Origin of the sequence: Paraburkholderia acidiphila (assembly GCF_009789655.1) — a bacterium.
In the GTDB taxonomy this organism is placed as follows: domain Bacteria; phylum Pseudomonadota; class Gammaproteobacteria; order Burkholderiales; family Burkholderiaceae; genus Paraburkholderia; species Paraburkholderia acidiphila.
Genome location: NZ_CP046909.1, coordinates 2,486,694 through 2,507,769 on the forward strand (window position 1 = coordinate 2,486,694; position 21,076 = coordinate 2,507,769).

General features: G+C 64.4%; 25 protein-coding genes and 1 riboswitch. Of the genes, 13 read left to right on the plus strand and 12 right to left on the minus strand.

All coding sequences use genetic code 11. The annotated features are described in order from the left end of the window. Positions 1 to 147: 147 nt before the first annotated feature. A complete protein-coding gene (locus FAZ97_RS11230; protein ID WP_158758495.1) occupies positions 148 to 906 on the plus strand; it encodes a 3-hydroxyacyl-CoA dehydrogenase in 759 nt (252 codons plus the stop codon). 81 nt (positions 907 to 987) lie between these two features. Here the strand turns inward: FAZ97_RS11230 and FAZ97_RS11235 are convergent, their stop codons facing one another. Both FAZ97_RS11235 and murJ read right to left on the minus strand, forming a co-directional pair. Beyond that, complete coding sequence (locus tag FAZ97_RS11235; protein WP_158759142.1) at positions 988 to 1,830, minus strand: SirB1 family protein; 843 nt, start codon at positions 1,828 to 1,830, stop codon at positions 988 to 990. A 2-nt stretch (positions 1,831 to 1,832) separates the two neighbouring features. Beyond that, positions 1,833 to 3,383, minus strand: coding sequence for a murein biosynthesis integral membrane protein MurJ (gene murJ / locus FAZ97_RS11240; protein WP_158758496.1), 1,551 nt, complete (start codon positions 3,381 to 3,383; stop codon positions 1,833 to 1,835). 422 nt (positions 3,384 to 3,805) lie between these two features. Here murJ and rpsT point away from each other — a divergent pair, with 422 nt between their 5' ends. Continuing rightward, positions 3,806 to 4,078, plus strand: a complete 273-nt coding sequence (rpsT, locus tag FAZ97_RS11245) for a 30S ribosomal protein S20 (RefSeq protein WP_158759143.1) — start codon at positions 3,806 to 3,808, stop codon at positions 4,076 to 4,078. A gap of 162 nt (positions 4,079 to 4,240) precedes the next feature. On the opposite strand, the gene FAZ97_RS11250 is transcribed toward rpsT, so the two are convergent. Next, on the minus strand, positions 4,241 to 4,588 hold the full coding sequence (locus FAZ97_RS11250; protein WP_158758497.1) for a DUF3579 domain-containing protein: 348 nt from the start codon (positions 4,586 to 4,588) through the stop codon (positions 4,241 to 4,243). Between the two features lie 646 nt (positions 4,589 to 5,234). On the opposite strand from FAZ97_RS11250, the gene argF reads away from it, so the two are divergent. After that, complete coding sequence (gene argF, locus FAZ97_RS11255) at positions 5,235 to 6,164, plus strand: ornithine carbamoyltransferase (protein ID WP_158758498.1); 930 nt, start codon at positions 5,235 to 5,237, stop codon at positions 6,162 to 6,164. A gap of 72 nt (positions 6,165 to 6,236) precedes the next feature. Here the strand turns inward: argF and FAZ97_RS11260 are convergent, their stop codons facing one another. After that, the gene (locus tag FAZ97_RS11260) at positions 6,237 to 7,037 is read right to left on the minus strand and encodes an IclR family transcriptional regulator (protein ID WP_199272053.1); all 801 of its coding nucleotides are present in this window, start codon (positions 7,035 to 7,037) and stop codon (positions 6,237 to 6,239) included. 127 nt (positions 7,038 to 7,164) lie between these two features. On the opposite strand from FAZ97_RS11260, the gene FAZ97_RS11265 reads away from it, so the two are divergent. Then, positions 7,165 to 8,355 carry an acyl-CoA dehydrogenase gene (locus FAZ97_RS11265; RefSeq protein ID WP_158758500.1) on the plus strand — a complete coding sequence of 397 codons (1,191 nt, stop codon included), beginning with the start codon at positions 7,165 to 7,167 and terminating at the stop codon, positions 8,353 to 8,355. Between the two features lie 104 nt (positions 8,356 to 8,459). Here FAZ97_RS11265 and FAZ97_RS11270 read toward each other — a convergent pair whose 3' ends face one another. Further along, positions 8,460 to 9,098, minus strand: coding sequence for a peroxiredoxin (locus FAZ97_RS11270; protein WP_158758501.1), 639 nt, complete (start codon positions 9,096 to 9,098; stop codon positions 8,460 to 8,462). Positions 9,099 to 9,458: 360 nt separating this feature from the next. On the opposite strand from FAZ97_RS11270, the gene FAZ97_RS11275 reads away from it, so the two are divergent. The 3 genes from FAZ97_RS11275 to FAZ97_RS11285 all read left to right on the plus strand — a co-directional run bounded on the left by FAZ97_RS11275 (position 9,459) and on the right by FAZ97_RS11285 (position 10,826). Then, a complete protein-coding gene (locus tag FAZ97_RS11275; protein ID WP_007584918.1) occupies positions 9,459 to 9,761 on the plus strand; it encodes a DUF883 family protein in 303 nt (100 codons plus the stop codon). Positions 9,762 to 9,950: 189 nt separating this feature from the next. Continuing rightward, positions 9,951 to 10,337: a phage holin family protein gene (locus FAZ97_RS11280; RefSeq protein WP_158758502.1), complete on the plus strand. Its 387-nt coding sequence runs from the start codon at positions 9,951 to 9,953 to the stop codon at positions 10,335 to 10,337. A 15-nt stretch (positions 10,338 to 10,352) separates the two neighbouring features. Beyond that, positions 10,353 to 10,826, plus strand: coding sequence for a DUF3318 domain-containing protein (locus tag FAZ97_RS11285; RefSeq protein ID WP_158758503.1), 474 nt, complete (start codon positions 10,353 to 10,355; stop codon positions 10,824 to 10,826). Positions 10,827 to 10,855: 29 nt separating this feature from the next. Here FAZ97_RS11285 and FAZ97_RS11290 read toward each other — a convergent pair whose 3' ends face one another. From FAZ97_RS11290 to glyA, 7 genes are all read right to left on the minus strand, one after another. Further along, positions 10,856 to 11,287: a type IV pilin protein gene (locus FAZ97_RS11290; RefSeq protein WP_158758504.1), complete on the minus strand. Its 432-nt coding sequence runs from the start codon at positions 11,285 to 11,287 to the stop codon at positions 10,856 to 10,858. A gap of 20 nt (positions 11,288 to 11,307) precedes the next feature. After that, on the minus strand, positions 11,308 to 11,844 hold the full coding sequence (locus FAZ97_RS11295) for a pilus assembly PilX family protein (protein ID WP_158758505.1): 537 nt from the start codon (positions 11,842 to 11,844) through the stop codon (positions 11,308 to 11,310). After that, the gene (locus tag FAZ97_RS11300; RefSeq protein ID WP_158758506.1) at positions 11,841 to 12,647 is read right to left on the minus strand and encodes a PilW family protein; all 807 of its coding nucleotides are present in this window, start codon (positions 12,645 to 12,647) and stop codon (positions 11,841 to 11,843) included. Before FAZ97_RS11300 ends, FAZ97_RS11295 begins: the two co-directional genes overlap by 4 nt. After that, entirely contained in the window at positions 12,644 to 13,075 is a 432-nt protein-coding gene (locus tag FAZ97_RS11305; RefSeq protein ID WP_158758507.1) for a hypothetical protein, read from the minus strand. The genes FAZ97_RS11300 and FAZ97_RS11305 overlap by 4 nt, the downstream gene beginning before the upstream one ends. After that, on the minus strand, positions 13,072 to 13,608 hold the full coding sequence (locus tag FAZ97_RS11310) for a GspH/FimT family pseudopilin (RefSeq protein ID WP_158758508.1): 537 nt from the start codon (positions 13,606 to 13,608) through the stop codon (positions 13,072 to 13,074). Before FAZ97_RS11310 ends, FAZ97_RS11305 begins: the two co-directional genes overlap by 4 nt. 157 nt (positions 13,609 to 13,765) lie before the next feature. Next, complete coding sequence (gene nrdR / locus FAZ97_RS11315) at positions 13,766 to 14,248, minus strand: transcriptional regulator NrdR (protein WP_158758509.1); 483 nt, start codon at positions 14,246 to 14,248, stop codon at positions 13,766 to 13,768. Positions 14,249 to 14,263: 15 nt separating this feature from the next. Next, positions 14,264 to 15,511 (minus strand): serine hydroxymethyltransferase, encoded by a 1,248-nt coding sequence (gene glyA / locus FAZ97_RS11320; protein WP_158758510.1) that lies wholly within the window; start codon positions 15,509 to 15,511, stop codon positions 14,264 to 14,266. A gap of 175 nt (positions 15,512 to 15,686) precedes the next feature. Further along, a riboswitch (ZMP/ZTP riboswitch) is annotated at positions 15,687 to 15,824 on the minus strand. A 197-nt stretch (positions 15,825 to 16,021) separates the two neighbouring features. Here glyA and ydfG point away from each other — a divergent pair. From ydfG to tolB, 6 genes are all read left to right on the plus strand, one after another. Continuing rightward, positions 16,022 to 16,768 carry a bifunctional NADP-dependent 3-hydroxy acid dehydrogenase/3-hydroxypropionate dehydrogenase YdfG gene (gene ydfG / locus FAZ97_RS11325; protein WP_158758511.1) on the plus strand — a complete coding sequence of 249 codons (747 nt, stop codon included), beginning with the start codon at positions 16,022 to 16,024 and terminating at the stop codon, positions 16,766 to 16,768. 68 nt (positions 16,769 to 16,836) lie between these two features. Next, positions 16,837 to 17,331, plus strand: coding sequence for a tol-pal system-associated acyl-CoA thioesterase (gene ybgC, locus FAZ97_RS11330; protein ID WP_158758512.1), 495 nt, complete (start codon positions 16,837 to 16,839; stop codon positions 17,329 to 17,331). Between the two features lie 154 nt (positions 17,332 to 17,485). Beyond that, entirely contained in the window at positions 17,486 to 18,163 is a 678-nt protein-coding gene (tolQ, locus tag FAZ97_RS11335; protein ID WP_028205324.1) for a protein TolQ, read from the plus strand. 24 nt (positions 18,164 to 18,187) lie between these two features. Beyond that, positions 18,188 to 18,634 (plus strand): protein TolR, encoded by a 447-nt coding sequence (gene tolR, locus FAZ97_RS11340; protein ID WP_158758513.1) that lies wholly within the window; start codon positions 18,188 to 18,190, stop codon positions 18,632 to 18,634. Next, positions 18,631 to 19,632, plus strand: a complete 1,002-nt coding sequence (gene tolA, locus FAZ97_RS11345; protein WP_158758514.1) for a cell envelope integrity protein TolA — start codon at positions 18,631 to 18,633, stop codon at positions 19,630 to 19,632. Before tolR ends, tolA begins: the two co-directional genes overlap by 4 nt. A gap of 134 nt (positions 19,633 to 19,766) precedes the next feature. Beyond that, positions 19,767 to 21,059, plus strand: a complete 1,293-nt coding sequence (gene tolB, locus FAZ97_RS11350) for a Tol-Pal system beta propeller repeat protein TolB (RefSeq protein WP_158758515.1) — start codon at positions 19,767 to 19,769, stop codon at positions 21,057 to 21,059. Positions 21,060 to 21,076 lie beyond the last annotated feature (17 nt).

Genomic DNA, 21,076 nt, shown 5'->3' on the forward strand with positions numbered 1-21,076 from the left:
CTTTCTTGCTGGTTTGCCTGCGGGCCGGCTGGCGCCGCACTCCCGAACTGACTCGGGACGCGACGCCAGCCGGCCCGCTTTGTTTTGCGTAGCCTTGCGAGGGCTTCCGCTCTACGTGGGGCATAGACCAACGACAGGAGACGAAACATGCAGATCCGCGGCAACGTATTTCTCATCACCGGCGGCGCGTCGGGGCTCGGCGCGGCCAGCGCGCGTCTGATCGCGGCCGAGGGCGGCAAGGTCGTTATCGCCGACCTCAACGAGGACGCAGGCAACGCGCTCGCGACGGAACTGGGCGGCGCGTTCGTGAAGTGCAACGTCGCGAGCGAAGACGACGGCGCGCGCGCCGTGGCCGCGGCAACCGCGCTCGGCACGCTGCGCGGCCTCGTGAACTGCGCGGGCATCGCCCCCGCAGTCAAGACCGTGGGCAAGGACGGCCCGCATCCGCTCGACACGTTCTCGAAGACCATCTCGGTCAACCTGATCGGCACCTTCAACATGATCCGCCTCGCGGCCGCCGCGATCGCCCAGACTGCACCCGGCGAGGGCGGCGAACGCGGCGTGATCGTCAACACGGCTTCCGTGGCCGCGTATGACGGCCAGATCGGCCAGGCGGCTTACGCGGCGTCGAAAGGCGGCGTCGTCGCGATGACACTGCCGATCGCGCGCGACCTGTCGCGCAGCGGCATCCGCGTGATGACGATCGCGCCCGGCATCTTCGAAACGCCGATGCTGCTCGGCATGCCCAAGGAAGTGCAGGATGCGCTCGGCGCAATGGTCCCGTTCCCGCCGCGCCTCGGCAAGCCGGATGAATACGCGATGCTCGTCAAGCAGATCGTCGAGAATCCGATGCTCAACGGCGAGGTGATCCGTCTGGACGGCGCGATCCGCATGCAGCCGAAGTAACGGCGTGCCCTCTCCCGCGCGAAAAAAAAGCCCGCGACGAAAATCGCGGGCTTTTTTGTCTGCGCTGTTCAGTCAGGCGCTTCAGTCGTTGTCGAGCGTGCGCTGGCGCAGCTCATGCAACTGCGACTCGACCACGGTTGCATCTTCCGCGTCGGGGCGCTCGTCGAGATAGTGTTCGAGGTCTTCGAGCGCGGGACGCAGATAGTCGAGCCGCGCATACGCGAATCCGCGATCGCGCACTTCCTCGATATTCCCGGGCAGCAGGATCACGAGCCGCTGCTGGATGGCCAGGAGACGCTGCCAGCGTTCTGTCTGCAGATACACCGACTTCAGGTTGCGCAGCATGCGCGCAACGATCTCGCGGCGCGTGGCCGGTTCGAGCAGCATGCGCAGCGCACGCGCCACGGAATCGCCCGCGTTGGCCACGAACGGTTCGAGCATCTCCACCATGTCGGATTCGGTGAGCGTGCGGCCCGTGGTGGGATCGAGCATCTCGTCGCCTTCAGGCAGCGCGACGCGCAGCAGAAAATGCCCAGGGAACGACACGCCCTTCACCGGCAGCCCGAGCTGCGTCGCCATCTCCAGATACAGCACCGCCAGCGAAATGGGTATGCCGCGCCGGCGCTTGAGCACGACGTTCAGATGGCTGTTCTCGGGGTCGAGAAAGTCGTTGAGGTTGGCCGCGAAGCCCATCTCGCGAAAAAAGCAGCGGTTGAGCACGGCGACCTGCTGGCGCACATCCGCGCCTTCGGGCATGCGGCGGCGCACACGCAGCGCGAGTTCGTCGATCTCGGCGAGCGTGCCCTGCAGATCGAGATCGGGATACGCGTCCTGCGCGATCGAGAGCGCCGCCTCGGTGAGCGGCAGGCTCTCGTCGTCGGCAACGAGCGCGCTGAAATAATCCAGAACCCGCGTAGTCATCATCGTCACTTCGTCCGCCTCTTGAAGTACGCGTATTTGAAGCCCATGAGCCAAAGCATACCGAAATATAGCGCCGCGAACAGGACGAGGCACGCTCCGAGCAAGGCGATGCGCGCGAGCGGTTCATGACGCATCGCGATCCAGTCGTAGCTGATCGCGCACCAGTGCATCGCCCCTGCCAGCACGAGACATGCCCCGAGCAACTGCACGAAGAACGTCGTCCAGCCCGAGGACGGCATGTAGATGCCGCGGCGGCGCAGCCCGATGAAAAGCAGCAGTGCGTTCATGCAGGCGCCCAGGCCGACCGAGAGCGTCAAGCCCGCGTGCGAGAAGATCGGCACGAAGAGGTAGTTGCTGATCTGCGTGGCGATGAGCACGCCCACGCCGATCTTGACCGGCGTCTTGATGTCCTGGCGCGCGTAGAAGCCGGGCGCGAGGATCTTGATGAGGATGAGGCCCACGAGCCCCACCCCGTACGCCGCGAGCGCGCGGCCCGTCATGATGACGGACGTGGCGTCGAACTTGCCGTAGTGGAACAAGGTGGCCGTTAGCGGCTCGGCGAAGAAAAAGAGCGCCACGGCCGAAGGCGCGGCCAGCAGGAACGTGACGCGCAGGCCCCAGTCGAGCAGCGCCGAGTACTCGTGCGGATCGGCGTCGACGTGGGCTTTCGAGAGGCTCGGCAGCAGGATCGTACCGAGCGCCACGCCGAGCAGCGCCGTGGGGAACTCCATCAGGCGATCGGCGTAATTGATCCACGACACCGCGCCGGGCCCGAGACGCGAGGCGATATTGGTGTTGATGATGAGGCTGATCTGCGCGACCGAGACAGCGAACATGGCGGGCACCATCTTCGCGAGCACGCGCTTCACGCCCCGGTGCGCGAGCGCCTTGAGCGGATTCATGCCGATGCGCGGCATCATGTCGATGCGCTTCAGGCCCGGCAACTGCACGATGAACTGCAGCACGCCGCCCACGATCACGGCCCACGCGAGCGCATAGACGGGCTGCTTCATGTGCGGCGCGAAGGCCACGGCGGCCGTGATGAACGAGACGTTGAGCAGCACCGGTGCGAACGCGGGCAGCGAGAACTGCTTGTACGTGTTGAGCACGCCGGACGCGAGCGACGTCAGCGAGATGAACACGATATAGGGGAACATGATGCGCGTCATCGTGACGGCGAGCGGAAACGCTTGCCCGTCGCTCTTCAAGCCCGACGCGACCACGATCACGACGAACGACGCGCCGAAAATGCCCAGCAGCGAGAGGATCGCGAGCGCCCAGGCGAGCACGGTCGACGTGGCGTCGACGAGCGCGCGCGTGGCGTCGTGGCCCTTCTGGTTCTTGAACTCCGCGAGAATCGGCACGAACGCCTGCGAAAAGGCGCCTTCCGCCGAGATGCGGCGCAGCAGGTTGGGAATGCGAAACGCGACGTAGAAGGCGTCGGTGTACTGGCTCGCGCCAAACGCACGCGCAATCAGCGTTTCTCGGGCCAGACCGGTCACGCGCGACAGCAGCGTGAAGCCGCTGACTGTCAGCAGGGCTCGGAATAGATTCATGGGGCGGCTATTATACGGGCGCCTTCCGCTCTATCGCGGATGCGCGGCGCAACGGTCGACGCAAAACCCCGCGCGACGGCGCAGGTGGACGCAAAGGCAAAAGGCTGGCAAAGGCAAAGCGCGCTGATTGTGACCGCGTCGCGTTAAAGGCGTTCACCGCTGACGGCGCTTGCCTTTGCCGAAGCGCCGAGATTGCCACCCTCATGATTCTGTTGCTATAATCGTTGATTCGAGTTCTCTCAGAGGGCTCGAAGTGCGTCTTGGAAAGGGGGCAGGAAGCTGCTCTGGCACAAAAGGCGCGGCCGGTTGAATAAACTCGACTGGCAAATACCGTTTTGAACGCTCTGGCAACGCTGCCGCAGGTTCAAATCCAGGCAAAGAGCGCTGGCCAAGTCCACGCTCCGCAATCACAAGGAATCGCAATGGCAAACTCCGCACAAGCACGCAAGCGCGCCCGTCAGGCCGCGAAGGCAAACTCGCACAACTCGGCACTGCGCTCGAAGTTCCGCACCGCCATCAAGGCTGTTCGCAAGGCAATCGACGCCGGCGACCAGGCCAAGGCTGCTGAAGTTCTGAAGGCAGCGGGCAAGACGCTCGACATCATCGCCGACAAGAAGATCGTTCACAAGAACAAGGCCGCTCGCAACAAGAGCCGCCTGGCTGCTGCCGTCAAGGCAATGCAAGCTGCGCAGTAAAGGGATTCGGACTGCCGGCCACGCTGGCAGCGCCCTTTTCGAGCTGCACGACAAGAAACCCGCTTCGGCGGGTTTTTTTGTTTCTGCCGGGCGCAAAGCGAGCACGCAACCGGCACAAAAAAACCCGCCGAAGCGGGTCCGTTCGCTGCCGCGCCTGCGCCGTTAGCGCACGGTGGCCTGCTGCGTGGCGTGATCGTGCGGCAATTCGCACGCCTCGGTCACGAGCAGGTCGTTGTCCTTTGCGAAGTTCATGACGAAATTGAAGGCCATCGGCTCGACGTCCTTCAGACGCGAGTCCAGCACGACGACCTTGAGGTCGCCGATCATCGTCGGGCGCACATAGAGCGAGTAGCGCAGATAGGCGTTCGGGCCGCGCGCATTGGCCGACGCTTTCGGACCGAAGCTCGACATCACCCCGGCGAGGCGTTCCGACCAGTCGCTCGGACGAAACTTCTTCCCCGCGCTGGTGATGCCTTGAATGAAGTATTCGGTTGGAGCTTCGTCGGCCATGCAGGTGTACCTGTGTGTGTAGCTGCTGGGTGCGTTTGCAGCATGTAACGGCGGCACGAGCGCTGTGCCCGCGCTGGTACCTCACAGGTACCGCGCAACGCCGGCTGCGGGGATCGCCCGCCACCACGCGCATGGACAGTCCGATGGATAGGGAACGGCTGCCGCGCACCCCGCCTGGCGTTTAGTCTCGAAAATCGCCGCCGCCGCATGTCACAAGGAGGTCTCGCAACGGGATCGATGGGGCGATTTCGCGGCGCACCGCCAGTCGGCGCACAGGCCACTCCCGCGGGCTTGCCTGCCGTTGCCGCGAGGTGTCGCCACCTGGCTGCGGGTGTTGCCACCACACGCCCAGGGCCCGTTTGTCGTGCCTAAGAAATCTCTGGGATTATAGCGCACCGACCGTTTTGACGCAGTGCACACAAGGCACTTGAAAGGCTAAATCCGGGGCCCCTCGATGCCCGCGCAACGACCCACAATGCGCCCCAGAAAGCGCCGCCCTCCCCGCGCCACGGCAGCCTGCCTAAATTTTGGGCAACTCGTCAAAACGCGCAAAATCCTTTATGCTGCTTTGACTTACCACCAACCGCAGCGGCGTCGCCGGCCCATTCCTGCAGTTCGAGGCCGGATCGGGCGCCGTTTTCGTTTCATGACCTCCCGGACCATACGCCATTACCTGCAGTTCAAGGATTTCTCCCTTGACGAATATGATTATGTGCTGGAGCGCGCGCGCATCCTGAAGCGCAAGTTCAAGAACTACGAGACCTATCACCCGCTGCACGACCGCACGCTGGCGATGATCTTCGAGAAGAGCTCCACGCGCACGCGCCTCTCGTTCGAAGCGGGTATCTTCCAGCTGGGCGGCCACGCCGTGTTCATGAACACGCGCGACACGCAGCTCGGCCGCGGCGAGCCGATCGAAGACTCGGCGCAGGTCATTTCGCGCATGGTCGACATCATCATGATCCGCACGTTCGGCCAGGACATCCTCCAGCGCTTTGCCGAAAGCTCGCGCGTACCGGTCATCAACGGTCTCACGAACGAGTACCACCCCTGCCAGGTGCTGGCCGACATCTTCACGTACTACGAGCATCGCGGCCCGATTCGCGGCAAGACCGTGGCGTGGGTCGGCGACGCCAACAACATGCTCTACACGTGGATCGAAGCCGCACAGATCCTCGGCTTCAAGCTGCGTATTTCCACGCCGCCGGGCTATCCGCTCGATCCGGCGCTGGTCGCACCGGAAAGCAAGCCGTTCTACGAAGTGTTCGAGGACCCGCACGACGCCTGCGACGGCGCCGACCTCGTGACGACCGACGTCTGGACCAGCATGGGCTTCGAGGCCGAAAACGAAGCGCGCAAGCAAGCCTTCGCTGACTGGTGCGTGGACGCGCCGATGATGGCTCGCGCCAACGCCGACGCCCTCTTCATGCACTGCCTGCCCGCGCACCGCGGCGAGGAAGTGAGCGCCGAGGTGATCGACGGCCCGCAGAGCGTGGTGTGGGACGAGGCGGAAAACCGCTTGCATGTACAGAAGGCGCTGATGGAGTTCCTGCTGCTCGGCCGCTTGAACCACTGAACCTGGTTGTACGCCATCACGAAAAAAGCCGACCCCGAGGTCGGCTTTTTTGCGTCCGCTGTGGCTCGCGCGTCAGACCGTTTCGCCAAGACGCCGCGCCAGCGACTTCAAGAGCGGCGCCACGCGCTCGCGAAACACCTCGGGCCCCATCGACGAAGCCGGCCCGCTGCAGCTGAGCACGAGCCAGCGACGCTCGCGCGGCTCGCGAAACGGCACCGCCACGGCGTTGACGTCTTCGTGCCAATCGCGAAACGAATAGCAGCACCCTTCCTTGCCGAATACCTCGATCTCGCGTTTCGCGGCCTCGACCAGCGCCGGCCCTTCGGCGCCCGCCGTCTTTTCCAGTTCCGTGAACAGCGCCATGCGCACGTCGATGGGCTGCACGGCCAGATAGGCGCGCCCCATCGAACTCGTGAGCATCGACAGTCGCGAGCCTGAGGCGAGGCCCAGCGTGAGCGCCGTCTCGCTGCGGATGGTGTCCAGATAGATCACGTCCAGACCGTCGCGGCAGCCCAGCGACACCGCGGCGCCCACCTCGCGCGCGAACGCGCGCATGTGCGGGCGGGCGAGTTCGAGCGTGTCCGTGCCCGACAGCAGCGCAAAGCCGAGTGACAGCACCCCGGCGTCGAGCGCATATTTGCCTAGCGATTCGTCAAAGCGCAGGTAGCCGAGCACGGTCAGTGTGTACGCGAGCCGGTTCACGGTCGCCTTCGGCAAGCCCGTGCGCTCCACGAAGTCGCGGTTGCCGAGCAAGGTCTCGCCTGGACGGAACGCCCGCAGCAGGTCGAGCCCGCGCGCGAGCGCCACGACAAACTTGCGCTCGTCGATCGGACCCTCAGCCAGTGAGGAAGAAAAAGAGGAAGTCGTAGTCATTCCGGATGCAGACATGGGTGCCCTGGTGCTACACTAAGGTCAATTTGCAAAACATTGTTCCGCATAGCGGAACTCGAGTCAAGCGCAAATTCGCCCATCTAAAGGATTTGAGGAAAGGAGAGACACCATGGCCGCACACGCCCAGTTCCATTGGGAAGACCCGCTTCTGCTCGACCAGCAGCTCACCGAAGAGGAGCGCATGGTACGCGACGCCGCCGCCGCGTACGCCCAGGACAAGCTTGCGCCGCGCGTGCTGGAAGCGTTCCGCCACGAGAAGACGGACGCCTCGATCTTCCGCGAGATGGGCGAAGTCGGCCTGCTCGGCCCGACGATTCCCGAGCAATACGGCGGCCCCGGCCTCAACTACGTCAGCTACGGGTTGATCGCGCGCGAAGTGGAGCGCGTCGACTCGGGCTATCGCTCGATGATGTCGGTGCAGTCGTCGCTCGTGATGGTGCCGATCTTCGAATTCGGCTCGGAAGCGCAAAAGCAGAAGTACCTGCCCAAGCTCGCGAGCGGCGAGTGGATCGGCTGCTTCGGTCTCACGGAACCGAACCACGGCTCGGACCCGGGCAGCATGGTCACGCGCGCGAAGAAGGTGAACGGCGGCTACTCGCTCTCGGGCGCGAAGATGTGGATCACGAACTCGCCTATCGCAGACGTGTTCGTCGTCTGGGCGAAGCTCGAGGAAGACGGCAAGGACGACATTCGCGGCTTCATCCTGGAGAAAGGCTGGAAGGGGCTCTCGGCGCCGGCTATCCACGGCAAGGTAGGCCTGCGCGCCTCGATCACCGGCGAAATCGTGCTCGATGAAGTGTTCGTGCCGGAAGAAAACCTCATGCCGGGCGTGAAGGGCCTGCGCGGTCCGTTCACCTGCCTGAATTCGGCGCGCTATGGCATCGCCTGGGGCGCGCTCGGCGCCGCGGAATCGTGCTGGCACACGGCGCGCCAGTACGTGCTCGACCGCAAGCAGTTCGGCCGCCCGCTCGCGGCGAACCAGCTGATCCAGAAGAAACTCGCCGACATGCAAACGGAAATCACGCTCGGCCTGCAGGGTTGCCTGCGCCTTGGCCGCATGAAGGACGAAGGCACGGCGGCCGTCGAGATCACGTCGATCATGAAGCGCAATTCGTGCGGCAAGTCGCTCGATATCGCGCGTCTCGCCCGCGACATGCTGGGCGGCAACGGGATTTCCGACGAGTTCGGCGTGGCGCGTCACCTCGTGAACCTCGAAGTGGTGAACACTTACGAAGGCACGCACGATATCCACGCGCTGATCCTCGGCCGCGCGCAGACGGGGATCCAGGCGTTCTTCTGATCGCCGCCCCGCCCTGCACTACCAGCTCATAAAAACCGGCTCATAAAAAAACGCCGCACGATTGGATTCGTGCGGCGTTTTTGTCTTGGCGTTGGCCGGGCGGCTTACTTGTTCGGCTGCGGCGTCAAGCGCAGATACGGACGCAGCGCCTTGTAGCCCTTCGGAAACTTCTGCTTGATGACCTCTTCGTCCTTCAGCGAAGGGACGATCACGACGTCGTCGCCCTGCTTCCAGTTGCCGGGTGTCGCGACCTGATAGTTGTCGGTGAGCTGCAGCGAGTCGATCACGCGCAGCACTTCGTCGAAGTTACGGCCCGTACTCGCCGGATAGGTGATGATGAGGCGCACCTTCTTGTTCGGGTCGATCACGAAGAGTGAGCGCACGGTGAGTGTTTCGTTCGCATTCGGATGGATCATGTCGTACAGCGTGGACACCTTGCGGTCGCCGTCCGCGAGAATCGGGAAACCGACGTTCGCCGCCTGCGTCTCGTTGATGTCCTTGATCCACTCGTTGTGCGACTGGGCGTTATCCACCGAAAGCGCGATCGTCTTCACGTTGCGCTTTTCGAATTCGTCCTTGAGCTTCGCGGTCAGGCCAAGTTCGGTCGTGCAGACCGGTGTGAAGTCGGCCGGGTGCGAAAACAGCACGCCCCAGCTATTGCCGAGCCACTCGTGAAACTTGATGCGGCCAGTGCTCGAATCCTGCTCGAAGTCCGGTGCGATATCCCCAAGACGTAGACTCATGGTGCGGTTCCTTTGAACGAGGTGAACGAAGTTTGATCGAAACGGCGCGCGCGGCACGCTGTTCCAGTGGACGTTTACTACATACAAGCATAAGGCCCGGGTCGCGCCCCGCGAACGAACATCGCCTCACACCGGTATGAGTTTTTGTAATTTTGAGCCGATTGAGCGAAACTTTAGGTGCCGGATCAAATCAATGACTCTCAACGCGCGCTTCTTTTGCGCGCGCCATCCATAACCCGTTCCACACGCGTTCGCGGGAACGGATCGTGCGAATTCACGGTCGTGGCGGCGCGTCACGCTTGCCAGCGCCCGTATCTTTGTTACGATTCACGCGTGATGTGACACGATGGGAGCCAGTCAATGTCAGAAGTCAACAAGGAGAGGCTGATGTCCGATATCAAAACCGTCCTCGCGGATGCAGAGGACCTGCTCAAGCAGGCTGCGAGCGCTACGGGCGAGCGCGCTTCGGAATTGCGCGAAACGGCACTCTCGCGTCTGAAGCAGGCAAAAGAGAAGGCCGCCGACGTCCAGGTGGTCGTGGTCGAGAAAGGCAAGAAGGCGGCGCGCGCCACCGACGACTACGTCCACGAGCATCCGTGGGCGTCGATCGGCATCGCCGCCGGCGTGGGCGTGCTGGTCGGTCTGCTGATCAACCGCAAGTAAAGCGGCGCTGTCCGCGCCACGCGGGCGGCCTCGGGGCCGCTCCTGCGGAGCGGTCGAACAGCCCGCTGGCTGCGCACGGGCGCGCCCCGCCGCGCCCGTTGGTCTTGCCGAGCGATTCCGCCCGTTGTTTCTTTTTGCGTTTTTTCCTGCGCATTGCCCGGGCACACGCCTGCGCCACCTGCCATCGCCATGACGACAGACACCCACTCGCAGCGACACGAACACGGGCCGTTGCGCCGACTGCTCGGCTCCGCGTCCGCGATGCTACAGACGCGGCTAGAACTGATCGGCATCGAGCTCGCCGAGGAGAAAGACCGCCTGATCGGTGTGCTCTTCCTTGGCCTCGCGGGAATGATGTTCGCGATGCTTGCGCTGATCGCGCTCACGGCGCTCGTTGCCATCGCCTTCTGGGACACCTACCGCTGGGAGGCGCTCGCCGGTCTCACGATCCTCTATGCGATTGCAGCCATTTTCTGCGGCCTGAAAGCGCGCCGCGGACTGCACACCGCGCCACTCGTATTCCAGGCGACGCTCGAGGAATTCGAGAAAGACCGAGATGCCCTGCGCAACCCCTAGCCGCGAGCCGACGCCATGAACCAACCCCGACCGGACACCGCTTTCCGCCCGCGCGGCGGTCGCGCACACGACCTCTCGACGCCGCAACTGCGCGCGCTGCGCAAGGAACTGCTGCTCGTGCGCGCGAGCGTCGAGCGCGCCGAAATGGCCGAAGCGCTTGTGGACATCCGCGCGACGGTCACGAACTTCAGCTGGCTGCGCTTTGTGGTGCCCGGATTCGGTCGCGCTGGCTCCGGCGGCGGCGTGGCTTCCGGCCTCGGCAGCCTGCTCAAGGAATATCCGCTGGTCAGTTCGCTCGTCTCGCTCATTGTGGCGAAGCCGCTGCGCACAAGCATCGTTTCGGCCGCGCGCCCCATCATCAAGTGGGGCGGCCTCGCCTTTACGGCGTGGGAGGCATATCGCGTGTGGCAGCAGGTGCGACGACAGCGCGACACTTCCCCGAACCCGGCCGAGCGCGCCAGATCCGACGAAGACGACCTCACCGGCTGATTGCCGGGCGTTTTGCAGTGCCCGGGCGCTCACCGGTCCCTCCAGCACGTTTGTATAGTCGCCGTGACAGTGCCGCCGCCTGTGGCCTGGTTGCTGCGTGCGCCGGTTGCGTCGAGCACGAAAGCGCCGCAAGCATCGCCACGCATCGGCCCGGTTTCCACCGGATCGGCGGCGATGGCGTAGCCGCCGTTCGACTCGTCGGCGGGCATCAGGCGCAAACGGTAGACGGGCGTACCCGTCGGCGGCGCCTGGTCGAATCCCGCGGGCAATGACGCCATCGACGCGCTCTGCGTATCGACGAGCTGCGCCGCCCGATAGAGCGCGGCGACAGCGTCGATGCGATGCCCCCGCGCGATCTGCGCGCTCCATCCCGGCAGCGCGAAGGCCGCGACGATTGCGGCCACCGCGAGCGCGATGACCAGTTCGAGCAGTGTGAACGCGTTGTAACGATTGCGCTTCACGTTCCCTCCCGCTTGCCTCGTCAAAACGGCCTCGCGACGACGTGACGCCAGTGATGCTCGACGTGCGTCGCGTCACCTGCGGCTTCGATGACCACCTGGTTCTGCAGCCAGCTTTGTGTGTCTTCCGATGCACCAAACCCCCGCGCCGTGACGAGATACGCACGAGTCAGCGGCCGGCTCTCGATGCGCCAGGCTTCGACGAAGCATTGCGGCGCGCGAGCGGACCCGGGCCACGAGGCAACGGGCGCGATGGCCTGCCGCTCGAAGCTTTCCTGCTTTCGCCAGGCTTGCGGCTCGCCAGGCTGCGCGGCGGCCGCAGGCGCGGCCAGCGAGCCGTTCACCAGCGCACCCGAGCACAATACGAGCGCGGCATCGGCAGCATGAAAGGACTGCAGATGATCGGCAACGGCATCTGCGTTGCGCCGCGCGAGCAGCGCTGCTTCGAACCACGCCGCGGAAGTCACGAGCATCATCGCGACGATGAGCAGCACGACCGGCAGCGCGACGCCGCGACGAGCGGCGCATGGGCGGCGCGTCACACCAAGGCGCGCTCTCATGACACCGCCGGCAGAACGTTACGCAGCACGACGTGCCGCCAGAACGCTTGCCGCGCACGCCCATCGGCGCCGACCGCCTGCACGCCATCGCAATCGACATAGCGCATGCGGCGGGAAGGGTTGGAAAGGGCCGCGCCACGCACCAGCACGCACAGATCGACCGCGACGACCGCCGCCCACTGATCGCGCGCGAGCGCCGAAGCTTCAACCGCCTGCGCCGCGCCCGCCGTCCAGTAGCGCAAGCGCAAACGCTCGACGCCCTCGACGAGCGGCTGCGCCGTGCCGACTTTGCCGGAGCCTTCGCAGTAAAGCTCGGTCTCGCTTGTCGAACCGCTCACCTTGGCGTGATAGCGGTTCACGATTTCGATGCCTGCTGCGCCAACCGCCTGCCCGAGGCAGTCGGTGACCTGGCCGTTTGCGGCAGGCCATGTCGATACACCGTCGCCTTGATAGCGCACCGCCAGCCCATCGGAGCGGCTCGACAGCGACTCGCACGCAAGCGCTGCATCGGCGCCAGTCGGACGCCCGGCCGCGCAGCCGAATATCGCGGGGCCGACAAGCGGCGAGCGCGCGTCCGCGGCAACAAAGCCGGCCATCTGGATCTGCTCGCCGATCAACATCAACGCGTTCATGCCGGCTTCGTGGATACGCGCGGCGTCGCTCGCCTGCGCGTAGACCTGGCGCTGCGTGCGGTAGGCCGAAAGCGCGCCAAGCGTCACCACGAGTCCGAGCGCCACGGCGATCGTCAGTTCGAGCAGTGTGTGGCCGACATACTGGCGCACATGCGCGAGACGCTGGCTCATCGCAGAAATGCCAGGGCGATGCAGGCGCGCGCCGTTGCGTCCGCTGTTGCATCGACACACGGCGCGACCCGCGAGGCCGCTGCCAATGCTGACGCCGCGGCGAACGGTGTAGCCGCCCAACTCACGGACGCGATCGATGCTTCGCCGCCCGCGCTCGAAGTGGTCAGCCGCCCTTCCGGCACGACGCTGGCCGTCAGCGCTTTCCATCGATCAATCGGGGCGCCCGTAGCACCTGCCACGCGTGCGGATTCGGCAATGGCGTCAGCGGCAAATGCCGCTCGCCCGCGCGCCGCTGCGAACTGCGCATGCCGGGTCAACCCAAGCTGCGTGCTCATGAGGCCGAGCCCGCACATTGCCATGACGCCGAGCGCGATGGCGACTTCGAGCAGCGTCGATCCGCGCACGCCACGCTCTGCCGCCCGGCTCACGACGCCCCCGTGCAAGCGCCGTCGCTCACGCGTGCCCGGCCTCCTGCCGCGATGCGTATGCAGCGCCGCCAGCTCGCGCCGCGTTGTGCAGCCGACGCGGTCCGCGGGCCGATCTCGAAGTTGCGCAAGCTGCCAATGGTCTGCCCGGCCGGCGGTGAAAACGTGATGGCGGTGAGCCCCGAAGCCACGGCGATCGAGTCGAGCGCCGGCTGGACGCGCAGAGGGATATACGCGCCCGCACGCTCGATCATGACGGCCCAGCCGCAGGACCAGTCGGCCGTACCGGAAGGACACGCCTTAGCCGCGGCAAGGCAATTGCGCGCCGCATCGACGCGGCAAACCGTAATGCGCGCCTTGCGCCGTATGGCCTCGTTGCGCGCGTAGGCGAGCGTGCCGAGCATGGCGTTGGCGCGCGCGTCGACCTGGTCGCGCACGCGCCACGCGGTGAAAACGGGCGTGGAAACCGTTACGCAGATCGCCAGCAAGACAATGACGACCATCGTCTCAACGAGCGTGAATCCTCCGTGCTTCATCAGCAATCCTTAATTTGAGCGGATTGCCATCAATCTACGGACGAACAGGAAACGAAACAATTAGCCGAACGGCTAACTGGTGCGCGCAGCGTCGACTCGCGAGAATGCAAGCGTTACGACAGCGGCAAGGCAGGAGGGAAGAAGAATGCGAATGCGCTCAGCGCTTTTTCGTGGGGTTGTTGGCAGCACCCGCACGACGGAATTCCTCAATGACGTCTTCGAATTCGGAGACGTCTTCGAAGCGTCGGTACACCGAAGCAAACCTTACGAACGCGACCTTATCGAGTTCGCGCAATTCGCCCATCACGAGCTCGCCAAGGCGCTCGCTGCGCACTTCGCGCTCGCCGCTGCCGAGCAATTGATACTCGATACGGGCAACCGCCGCATCGATCGCATCGGCCGCAACCGGGCGCTTGCGCAGCGCCAGTTGCATGCTCGCCACGATCTTGCGACGGTCGAACTCCGTGCGGCTGCCATCCTTTTTAACGATAGCCGGCATCGCCAGCTCGACCCGCTCGTACGTCGTGAAACGCTTGTCGCAGGCCGGGCAGCGGCGGCGGCGCCGGATCGCGGCGCCGTCTTCGGACACGCGCGAGTCGACGACCTGCGTGTCTTCATGCCGGCAAAAGGGGCAGCGCATGGGCTATCGCGTGGCTTAGCGGTAAACCGGGAAGCGCTTCGTCAGCTCGGCGACCTGCGCCTTCACGCGCTCGATCGTGGCCGCGTCTTCCGGATTGTCGAGCACGTCGGCAATCAGGTTGCCCACCTGCTCGGCTTCCTTCACGCCAAAGCCGCGCGTCGTCATGGCCGGCGAACCGAGGCGAATACCGCTCGTCACAAACGGCTTTTCCGGGTCGTTCGGGATCGCGTTCTTGTTCACCGTGATGTGCGCGCTGCCCAGCACCGCTTCCGCCGCCTTGCCGGTGATGTTCTTCGCGCGCAGGTCCACCAGCATCACGTGGCTTTCCGTGCGGCCCGAAACGATGCGCAGACCGCGCTTGACCAGCGTTTCCGCCAGCACGCGCGCGTTCTCGACCACTTGCTGCTGGTAGGTCTTGAATTCCGGCGAGAGCGCTTCCTTGAACGCCACGGCCTTACCGGCGATGACGTGCATGAGCGGGCCGCCCTGGATGCCCGGGAAAATGGCCGAGTTGATCTGCTTCTCGAACTCCGCCTTCATCAGGATCACGCCGCCGCGCGGGCCGCGCAGGCTCTTGTGCGTGGTCGTGGTGACGAAGTCGGCGTGCGGCACCGGGTTCGGGTAGACGCCCGCGGCGATCAGGCCTGCGTAGTGCGCCATGTCGACCATGAAGTACGCGCCAACCGCCTTGGCAACCTTGGCGATACGCTCGAAGTCGATGCGCAGCGCGAATGCCGAGGCGCCCGCGATGATCAGCTTCGGCTTCGTTTCGTGCGCGCGCTTTTCGAGCGCTTCGTAATCGATGTCTTCGTTGGCGTCGAGGCCATAGCTCACGACGTTGAACCACTTGCCGCTCATGTTCAGCGCCATGCCGTGCGTGAGGTGACCGCCTTCGGCGAGGCTCATGCCCATGATGGTGTCGCCCGGCTTGAGCACGGCGAAGAACACGCCCTGGTTGGCCTGCGAGCCCGAATTCGGCTGAACGTTCGCGGCTTCGGCGCCGAACAACTGCTTCACGCGGTCGATCGCGAGCTGCTCGACGATATCCACGTATTCGCAGCCGCCGTAATAGCGCTTACCGGGGTAGCCTTCGGCGTACTTGTTGGTGAGCTGCGAACCCTGCGCGGCCATGACTGCGGGCGAGGTGTAGTTTTCCGACGCGATGAGCTCGATGTGCTCTTCCTGGCGGCGGTTCTCGAGTTCGATCGCCTTGAAGAGTTCGGGATCGACGTTGGCGATGGTGCTTTCGGCTCTGTCAAACATACGGATTCCGTTAAGTGTGTTCAGGTTGACCGGGTCTCGCGCGGAACGCGTAGCGGGTACGCGGCGCTGCTGGCGAAGAGGCCAGCCTTGACGTGGCAAAAGGAGGTGCCGCACACGCGAGGCTGGACAGCCACGGCCGGTAAAGGCCACGCAGCGCTAACGAAAGCGCGCGAAATCAGGCTGCCCAGGCGAACGGCAAAACGGCACCCTGCGCTTCACGGTGGGTCGTTCCACCTTGAGTCCCTCATTGCGGGCAGATTGCTACCGCTATCGCCGCTATTTCGGAACCCTATCGCCAGTCACGCAGGGATTGAGCGCGTTAGTTTATTGGAACGGCAGGGAATAGGCAACCGCCCGCGCCCCGTGCGCCCAGGCGCCCCGCGCCTTCAGGCGCGACGGCCCGTGGTACCGGCGATGCGGCCCTCGCGTGTTCTGTCCCTTCCTTGCCGCAACGCGGCATTGGAAGTAGGCTTTGCCCTTTCCTCGCCTTCTACCGACCAGGGAGCCACCATGATCGTTTTCGTCACCGGCGCATCCGCAGGATTCGGCGCCGCCATTGCGCGGGCCTTCGTAAAGGGCGGACATCGCGTCGTCGCCACGGCCCGCCGCAAGGACCGCCTCGACGCGCTCGCCGCCGAACTCGGCGACGCCCTCCTGCCCATCGAACTCGACGTGCGCGACCGCGCCGCGGTCGAAGCCGCGCCCGGCGCGCTGCCGCCCGGGTTCGCCGACGTCGACGTGCTGGTCAACAACGCCGGCCTTGCGCTCGGCGTGGAGCCGGCACAGAAGGCCGACCTCGACGAGTGGGAAACCATGATCGACACCAACTGCACGGGCCTCGTGCAGGTCACCCACGCGTTTCTGCCCGGCATGATCGCGCGCAACCGCGGCCACATCTTCAACCTCGGCTCTGTGGCTGGCCGCTGGCCGTATCCGGGCGGCAACGTCTACGGCGCAACCAAGGCCTTCGTACGCCAGTTCAGCCTGAACCTGCGCGCGGACCTCGCGGGCACCGCGCTGCGCGTGACCGACATCGAGCCGGGCCTGTGCGGCGGCACCGAGTTCTCGAACGTGCGCTTTCGCGGCGACGACACCAAGGCGGCCAACGTCTACAAAGACGTGCAGCCGCTCACGGCCGAGGACATCGCCGACTCGATCTACTGGATCGCCACGCGCCCCGCACACGTCAACATCAACACGATCGAACTGATGCCCGTTGCCCAGACGTTCGCCGGCCTCAGCATCCATCGCGGCTAAAATTACCTTACAAATTTTATACTTACGTCAGTCGTACGAAAGACGTTGGGGCCGCGCGTTCCGGTAGAATGCGCGGCATGGAAAATTCCACCAGCAAGCCGGACGCGGCGTCGTCACCGGCCGGGCGCGGTTTTACGTGGCCGGTACGCGTCTATTACGAGGACACCGACGCCGGTGGCATCGTGTTTTACGCGAATTACCTGAAGTTCTTCGAACGCGCGCGCACCGAATGGCTGCGCGCGTGCGGCGTCGATCAACGTCGGCTCGCCGAGGAAACGGGCGTGCTCTTCGTCGTGCGCAGCACTGCGCTCGACTACCGCTCGCCCGCGCGCCTCGACGACGTCGTGACCACGGTCAGCCGCGTCGAGAAGCTTGGCCGCGCCTCGGTCGACTTCCTGCAGGAAGCGTGGCGTGAGAACACGCTGCTCGCCACGGGCGCCATTCGTGTCGCCTGCGTCGACAGCACAGCCATGCGCCCCGCGCCCATTCCGGCCCCCGTTCATGAAGCCTTGCAACGTGGACCACAGAAAGACCTGTACGCCGTGTCAACGGCAGTGCAGTAATTACCGTTGATACGACGCCAGTGAACTCGCGCCGGTCAATGCAGGACCAAGCAGGGTTCGGCCGCGACGGCGTGAGAGCTTCCCAACCGCCTACAGGAAGCCTTGCGTTGTCTTGCAGCCGCTCGCCCCTTTCGGGACGTCACAACGAACCTATATGAACACTACACAAGATCTGTCGATCATTTCTCTCGTTCTTAATGCGAGCATACTGGCACAGGCGGTGATGGGGCTTCTTCTGCTCATGTCGCTGATTTCCTGGACCTTCATCTTCCGCAAGTGGTTTGCGATCCGCCGGGCGCGGTCCCAGACAGAGCGCTTCGAGCGCGACTTCTGGTCAGGCGGCGACCTGCAGGCGCTCTATCAGAGCGCAGCCAACAACCGCCACACGATCGGCGCACTCGAGCGTATCTTCGAGTCGGGCATGCGCGAATTCCTGAAGGCGAAAGAGAAGCGCCTGAACGACCCGAGCCTCGTGCTCGACGGCGCCCGCCGCGCGATGCGCGCCGCCTTCCAGCGCGAAATGGACGCACTCGAGGCAAATCTCTCGTTCCTCGCTTCGGTCGGCTCGGTCAGTCCGTACATCGGTCTTTTCGGCACGGTTTGGGGGATCATGAACGCGTTCCGCGGCCTCGCGAACGTGCAGCAGGCCACGCTCGCGAACGTTGCGCCCGGCATTGCCGAAGCGCTGACGGCGACCGCGATCGGTCTGTTCGCCGCCATTCCGGCAGTGGTCGCGTACAACAGCTACGCGCACGACATCGACCGTCTGGCGATCCGCTTCGAAACCTTCATCGAAGAGTTTTCGAACATCCTGCAGCGTCAGGCCCACTAATCTTCACTTAGCAAGGAGTCGAAGATGGGAGGCTCAGTCCGTTCGAGCATGCGAGGCAGCCGCTCGCGCCGTGCAATGGCCGACATCAATGTCGTGCCGTACATCGACGTGATGCTGGTGTTGCTCGTGATCTTCATGGTGACCGCGCCGCTCGTGGCGCCGTCCATCGTCAATCTGCCGACTGTCGGCGGCGCGTCGCAGCAGCAGCAGGTGCCGCCCGTCGTGGTCAACATTCGCCCCGACGGCAATCTGAGCGTACGCTACAAGGATGATTCCGGCGCCACGCAGCAGGAAACCATGACGCGCGCCGATCTCAACGGCTTTGTGGCCGATCGCGAGCAGAGTCATCCCGACCAGCCCGTCGTGATCGCCGCCGACAAGTCCGTCAAATACGAGACGGTGATGAACGTGATGTCCGACCTGAAGTCGCATGGCGTCAAACGTGTCGGACTGCTCGTCAAATCGCAATGACCCGGAAGAACGATTCGTATCCGCTGCAGCCTCCGCGCGAGCGTGGCACGGGACGTGCTATCGCCCTCGCGGTGATCATGCACGTGCTGCTCGGTCTGTTCCTCTATCACGGCATCCACTGGCAGAACAGCACGCCGGCGGGTGAAGAAGCGGAACTCTGGACCGAGGTGCCGGACCTGTCGACACCGAAGCCGCTGCCACCGCCCGCGCCGGTTGCCCCCGCCCCGCCGCCGCCTCAAACCGAGGACGCCGACATCGCGCTGCAACAGCAAAAGCGTAAGCAGCAGGAAGCGCAGCGCGAGGCGCAACTGGCCGAGCAGCAGCGTCTGAAAGCCCAGCAGGAAGCCGACGCGAAGCGCCAGCAGGAACTCGCGGCCCAGCAGGCTGCGCAGCTCGCCGCGCAGCAAAAGGCGCAGAAGCTCAAGCAGCAGCAGGAGCAGCAACAGGCCGCGGCTGAAAAGCAGAAGCAGCAGCAACAGCAGCAAGACGCGCTCAAGAAGCAGCAGCAGGAAGAAGACCAGCAGAAGCAGGCGAAGCTCGACGCGCAGAAGAAGGCCGACGCCGAGAAGGCAGCCAAAGCGAAGGCTCAAGCCGATGCCCAGGCGAAGAAGCTCGACGCAGAACGCCGCGCCCGCATCGCGCAGATGCAAGGCTCGATGGGCGGTGGCGAAGGCACGAGCGGCAATGGTCTCGCGAAGAGCGGCACGGGCAGCGGTTCGGGCGGCAATGCGACTTCGCCGGGCTATGCAGAAAAGGTCCAGCGGCGCGTGCGCCCGAACATCATCTGGTCCGGCGAGACGTCTGGACTGGAGACAGTTGTTGCGGTGCGTTGCTCGCCGACTGGCACGCTGCTTTCAGCGCAGATTCAGCGTAGCAGTGGCAACTCGTCGTGGGATGACGCCGCGCTGCGAGCGGTGCAGCGTTCGGATCCGATGCCGCTCGATACGGATGGCAAGGCGCCGTCGAACTTTTTGATCACCTTGCGTCCGGCGGGTTAACCGCGGCCGCTAATCACAGAAAGGTTGAGGAAAGCCGGCGCGCAACAGTGGAACAAGGAACGATTCGAACAATTTCGGGTCAGTCTGCTGTTGCGCGTTATGACAAAATTGCTTTTTTCAGGAAATATCACAGCATGACATTGATGACGAAGCTTGGCCTGCGAACCCTCGTCGCGTCCTGCCTGATCACGGCGGGCGGCGCGGCGAACGCACAACTCAACGTCCTCGTCACCGGCGTGGGCTCCACCCAGTTCCCTATCGCCACGGCTAACTTTGCCGGTGAAGCGAATTCGCCCGAACAGGTCGCGGCCATCGTGCGCGCCGACCTGCAGCGCAGCGGGAAATTCACCAACATCGACGCCGGCAGCGCGCCGGTCTCGGAAAACGACTCCGTCGACCTCGGCAGCTGGAAGGCCAAGGGCGCCAATGCGTTCGTAGCGGGCAGCGTGAACAAGCTCGCCAACGGCCAGTACGAAGTGCGCTTCAAGCTCTACGACACCGTGAAGGGCGAAAGCCTCGGCGGCCTCGTGCTCACGAGCCCCGCAAGCGGCCTGCGCATGAGCGCGCACAAGGTTGCGGACTACATCTATCAAAAGCTGCTCGGCGACCGCGGCGTGTTCGCCACGCGTCTTTCATACGTGATCAAGACGGGCGGCCGCTTCCAGCTGCAGGTTTCGGACTCCGATGGACAGGACGCGCACATCGCGCTCTCGAGCCCCGAGCCGATCATCTCGCCGGCCTGGTCGCCCGACGGCACCAAGGTCGCTTACGTATCTTTCGAAAAGAAGAAGCCGATCGTCTACGTGCATGACCTGCCTACGGGTCGCCGCGTGATCATTTCGGACCAGAAGGGCAACAATTCGGCACCGGCCTGGTCGCCGGATGGCCGCACGCTCGCGGTAGCACTGTCGCGCACGGGCAACACGCAGATCTTCGCCGTCAATGCCGACGGCTCCGGCCTGCACCGCCTCACGCAAGGCACGACGATCGACACCGAACCCAACTACTCTCCTGACGGACGCTTTATTTACTTCACGAGCGACCGCGGCGGCCAGCCTCAGATTTACAAGATGCCGGCCCAGGGCGAAAGCGCCGGAGCGGCACAGCGTGTGACGTTCACGGGCAACTACAATACGAGCCCGAAGGTCAGCCCGGACGGCAAGCAACTGGCGTACATCTCACGCACGGGCGGCGGATTTAAGCTGTACATTCAAGATCTGCAGTCCGGTGTCGCCACGGCGCTCACTGACACGACACATGACGAATCGCCCAGCTTCGCGGCGAACGGTCAGTACATTCTTTACGCCACACAGGTGAACGGCCGTGGCGTGCTGGCTGCTGTATCGACCGACGGTCGTACGCGGCAAATCCTGTCCGTTCAGGGCGGCAGCGTACGCGAGCCGTCCTGGGGTCCTTTCATGCAATAACACTTCAGGAGAGCAAA

Excerpts from the sequence above, each read along its gene's own strand:
- FAZ97_RS11230 (WP_158758495.1), top strand. The coding sequence starts at position 148 with ATGCAGATCCGCGGCAACGTATTTCTCATCACCGGCGGCGCGTCGGGG.
- FAZ97_RS11235 (WP_158759142.1), bottom strand. The coding sequence starts at position 1,830 with ATGATGACTACGCGGGTTCTGGATTATTTCAGCGCGCTCGTTGCCGAC.
- murJ (WP_158758496.1), bottom strand. The coding sequence starts at position 3,383 with ATGAATCTATTCCGAGCCCTGCTGACAGTCAGCGGCTTCACGCTGCTG.
- rpsT (WP_158759143.1), top strand. The coding sequence starts at position 3,806 with ATGGCAAACTCCGCACAAGCACGCAAGCGCGCCCGTCAGGCCGCGAAG.
- FAZ97_RS11250 (WP_158758497.1), bottom strand. The coding sequence starts at position 4,588 with ATGGCCGACGAAGCTCCAACCGAATACTTCATTCAAGGCATCACCAGC.
- argF (WP_158758498.1), top strand. The coding sequence starts at position 5,235 with ATGACCTCCCGGACCATACGCCATTACCTGCAGTTCAAGGATTTCTCC.
- FAZ97_RS11260 (WP_199272053.1), bottom strand. The coding sequence starts at position 7,037 with ATGACTACGACTTCCTCTTTTTCTTCCTCACTGGCTGAGGGTCCGATC.
- FAZ97_RS11265 (WP_158758500.1), top strand. The coding sequence starts at position 7,165 with ATGGCCGCACACGCCCAGTTCCATTGGGAAGACCCGCTTCTGCTCGAC.
- FAZ97_RS11270 (WP_158758501.1), bottom strand. The coding sequence starts at position 9,098 with ATGAGTCTACGTCTTGGGGATATCGCACCGGACTTCGAGCAGGATTCG.
- FAZ97_RS11275 (WP_007584918.1), top strand. The coding sequence starts at position 9,459 with ATGTCAGAAGTCAACAAGGAGAGGCTGATGTCCGATATCAAAACCGTC.
- FAZ97_RS11280 (WP_158758502.1), top strand. The coding sequence starts at position 9,951 with ATGACGACAGACACCCACTCGCAGCGACACGAACACGGGCCGTTGCGC.
- FAZ97_RS11285 (WP_158758503.1), top strand. The coding sequence starts at position 10,353 with ATGAACCAACCCCGACCGGACACCGCTTTCCGCCCGCGCGGCGGTCGC.
- FAZ97_RS11295 (WP_158758505.1), bottom strand. The coding sequence starts at position 11,844 with ATGAGAGCGCGCCTTGGTGTGACGCGCCGCCCATGCGCCGCTCGTCGC.
- FAZ97_RS11300 (WP_158758506.1), bottom strand. The coding sequence starts at position 12,647 with ATGAGCCAGCGTCTCGCGCATGTGCGCCAGTATGTCGGCCACACACTG.
- FAZ97_RS11310 (WP_158758508.1), bottom strand. The coding sequence starts at position 13,608 with ATGAAGCACGGAGGATTCACGCTCGTTGAGACGATGGTCGTCATTGTC.
- nrdR (WP_158758509.1), bottom strand. The coding sequence starts at position 14,248 with ATGCGCTGCCCCTTTTGCCGGCATGAAGACACGCAGGTCGTCGACTCG.
- glyA (WP_158758510.1), bottom strand. The coding sequence starts at position 15,511 with ATGTTTGACAGAGCCGAAAGCACCATCGCCAACGTCGATCCCGAACTC.
- ydfG (WP_158758511.1), top strand. The coding sequence starts at position 16,022 with ATGATCGTTTTCGTCACCGGCGCATCCGCAGGATTCGGCGCCGCCATT.
- ybgC (WP_158758512.1), top strand. The coding sequence starts at position 16,837 with ATGCGCGGCATGGAAAATTCCACCAGCAAGCCGGACGCGGCGTCGTCA.
- tolQ (WP_028205324.1), top strand. The coding sequence starts at position 17,486 with ATGAACACTACACAAGATCTGTCGATCATTTCTCTCGTTCTTAATGCG.
- tolR (WP_158758513.1), top strand. The coding sequence starts at position 18,188 with ATGGGAGGCTCAGTCCGTTCGAGCATGCGAGGCAGCCGCTCGCGCCGT.
- tolA (WP_158758514.1), top strand. The coding sequence starts at position 18,631 with ATGACCCGGAAGAACGATTCGTATCCGCTGCAGCCTCCGCGCGAGCGT.
- tolB (WP_158758515.1), top strand. The coding sequence starts at position 19,767 with ATGACATTGATGACGAAGCTTGGCCTGCGAACCCTCGTCGCGTCCTGC.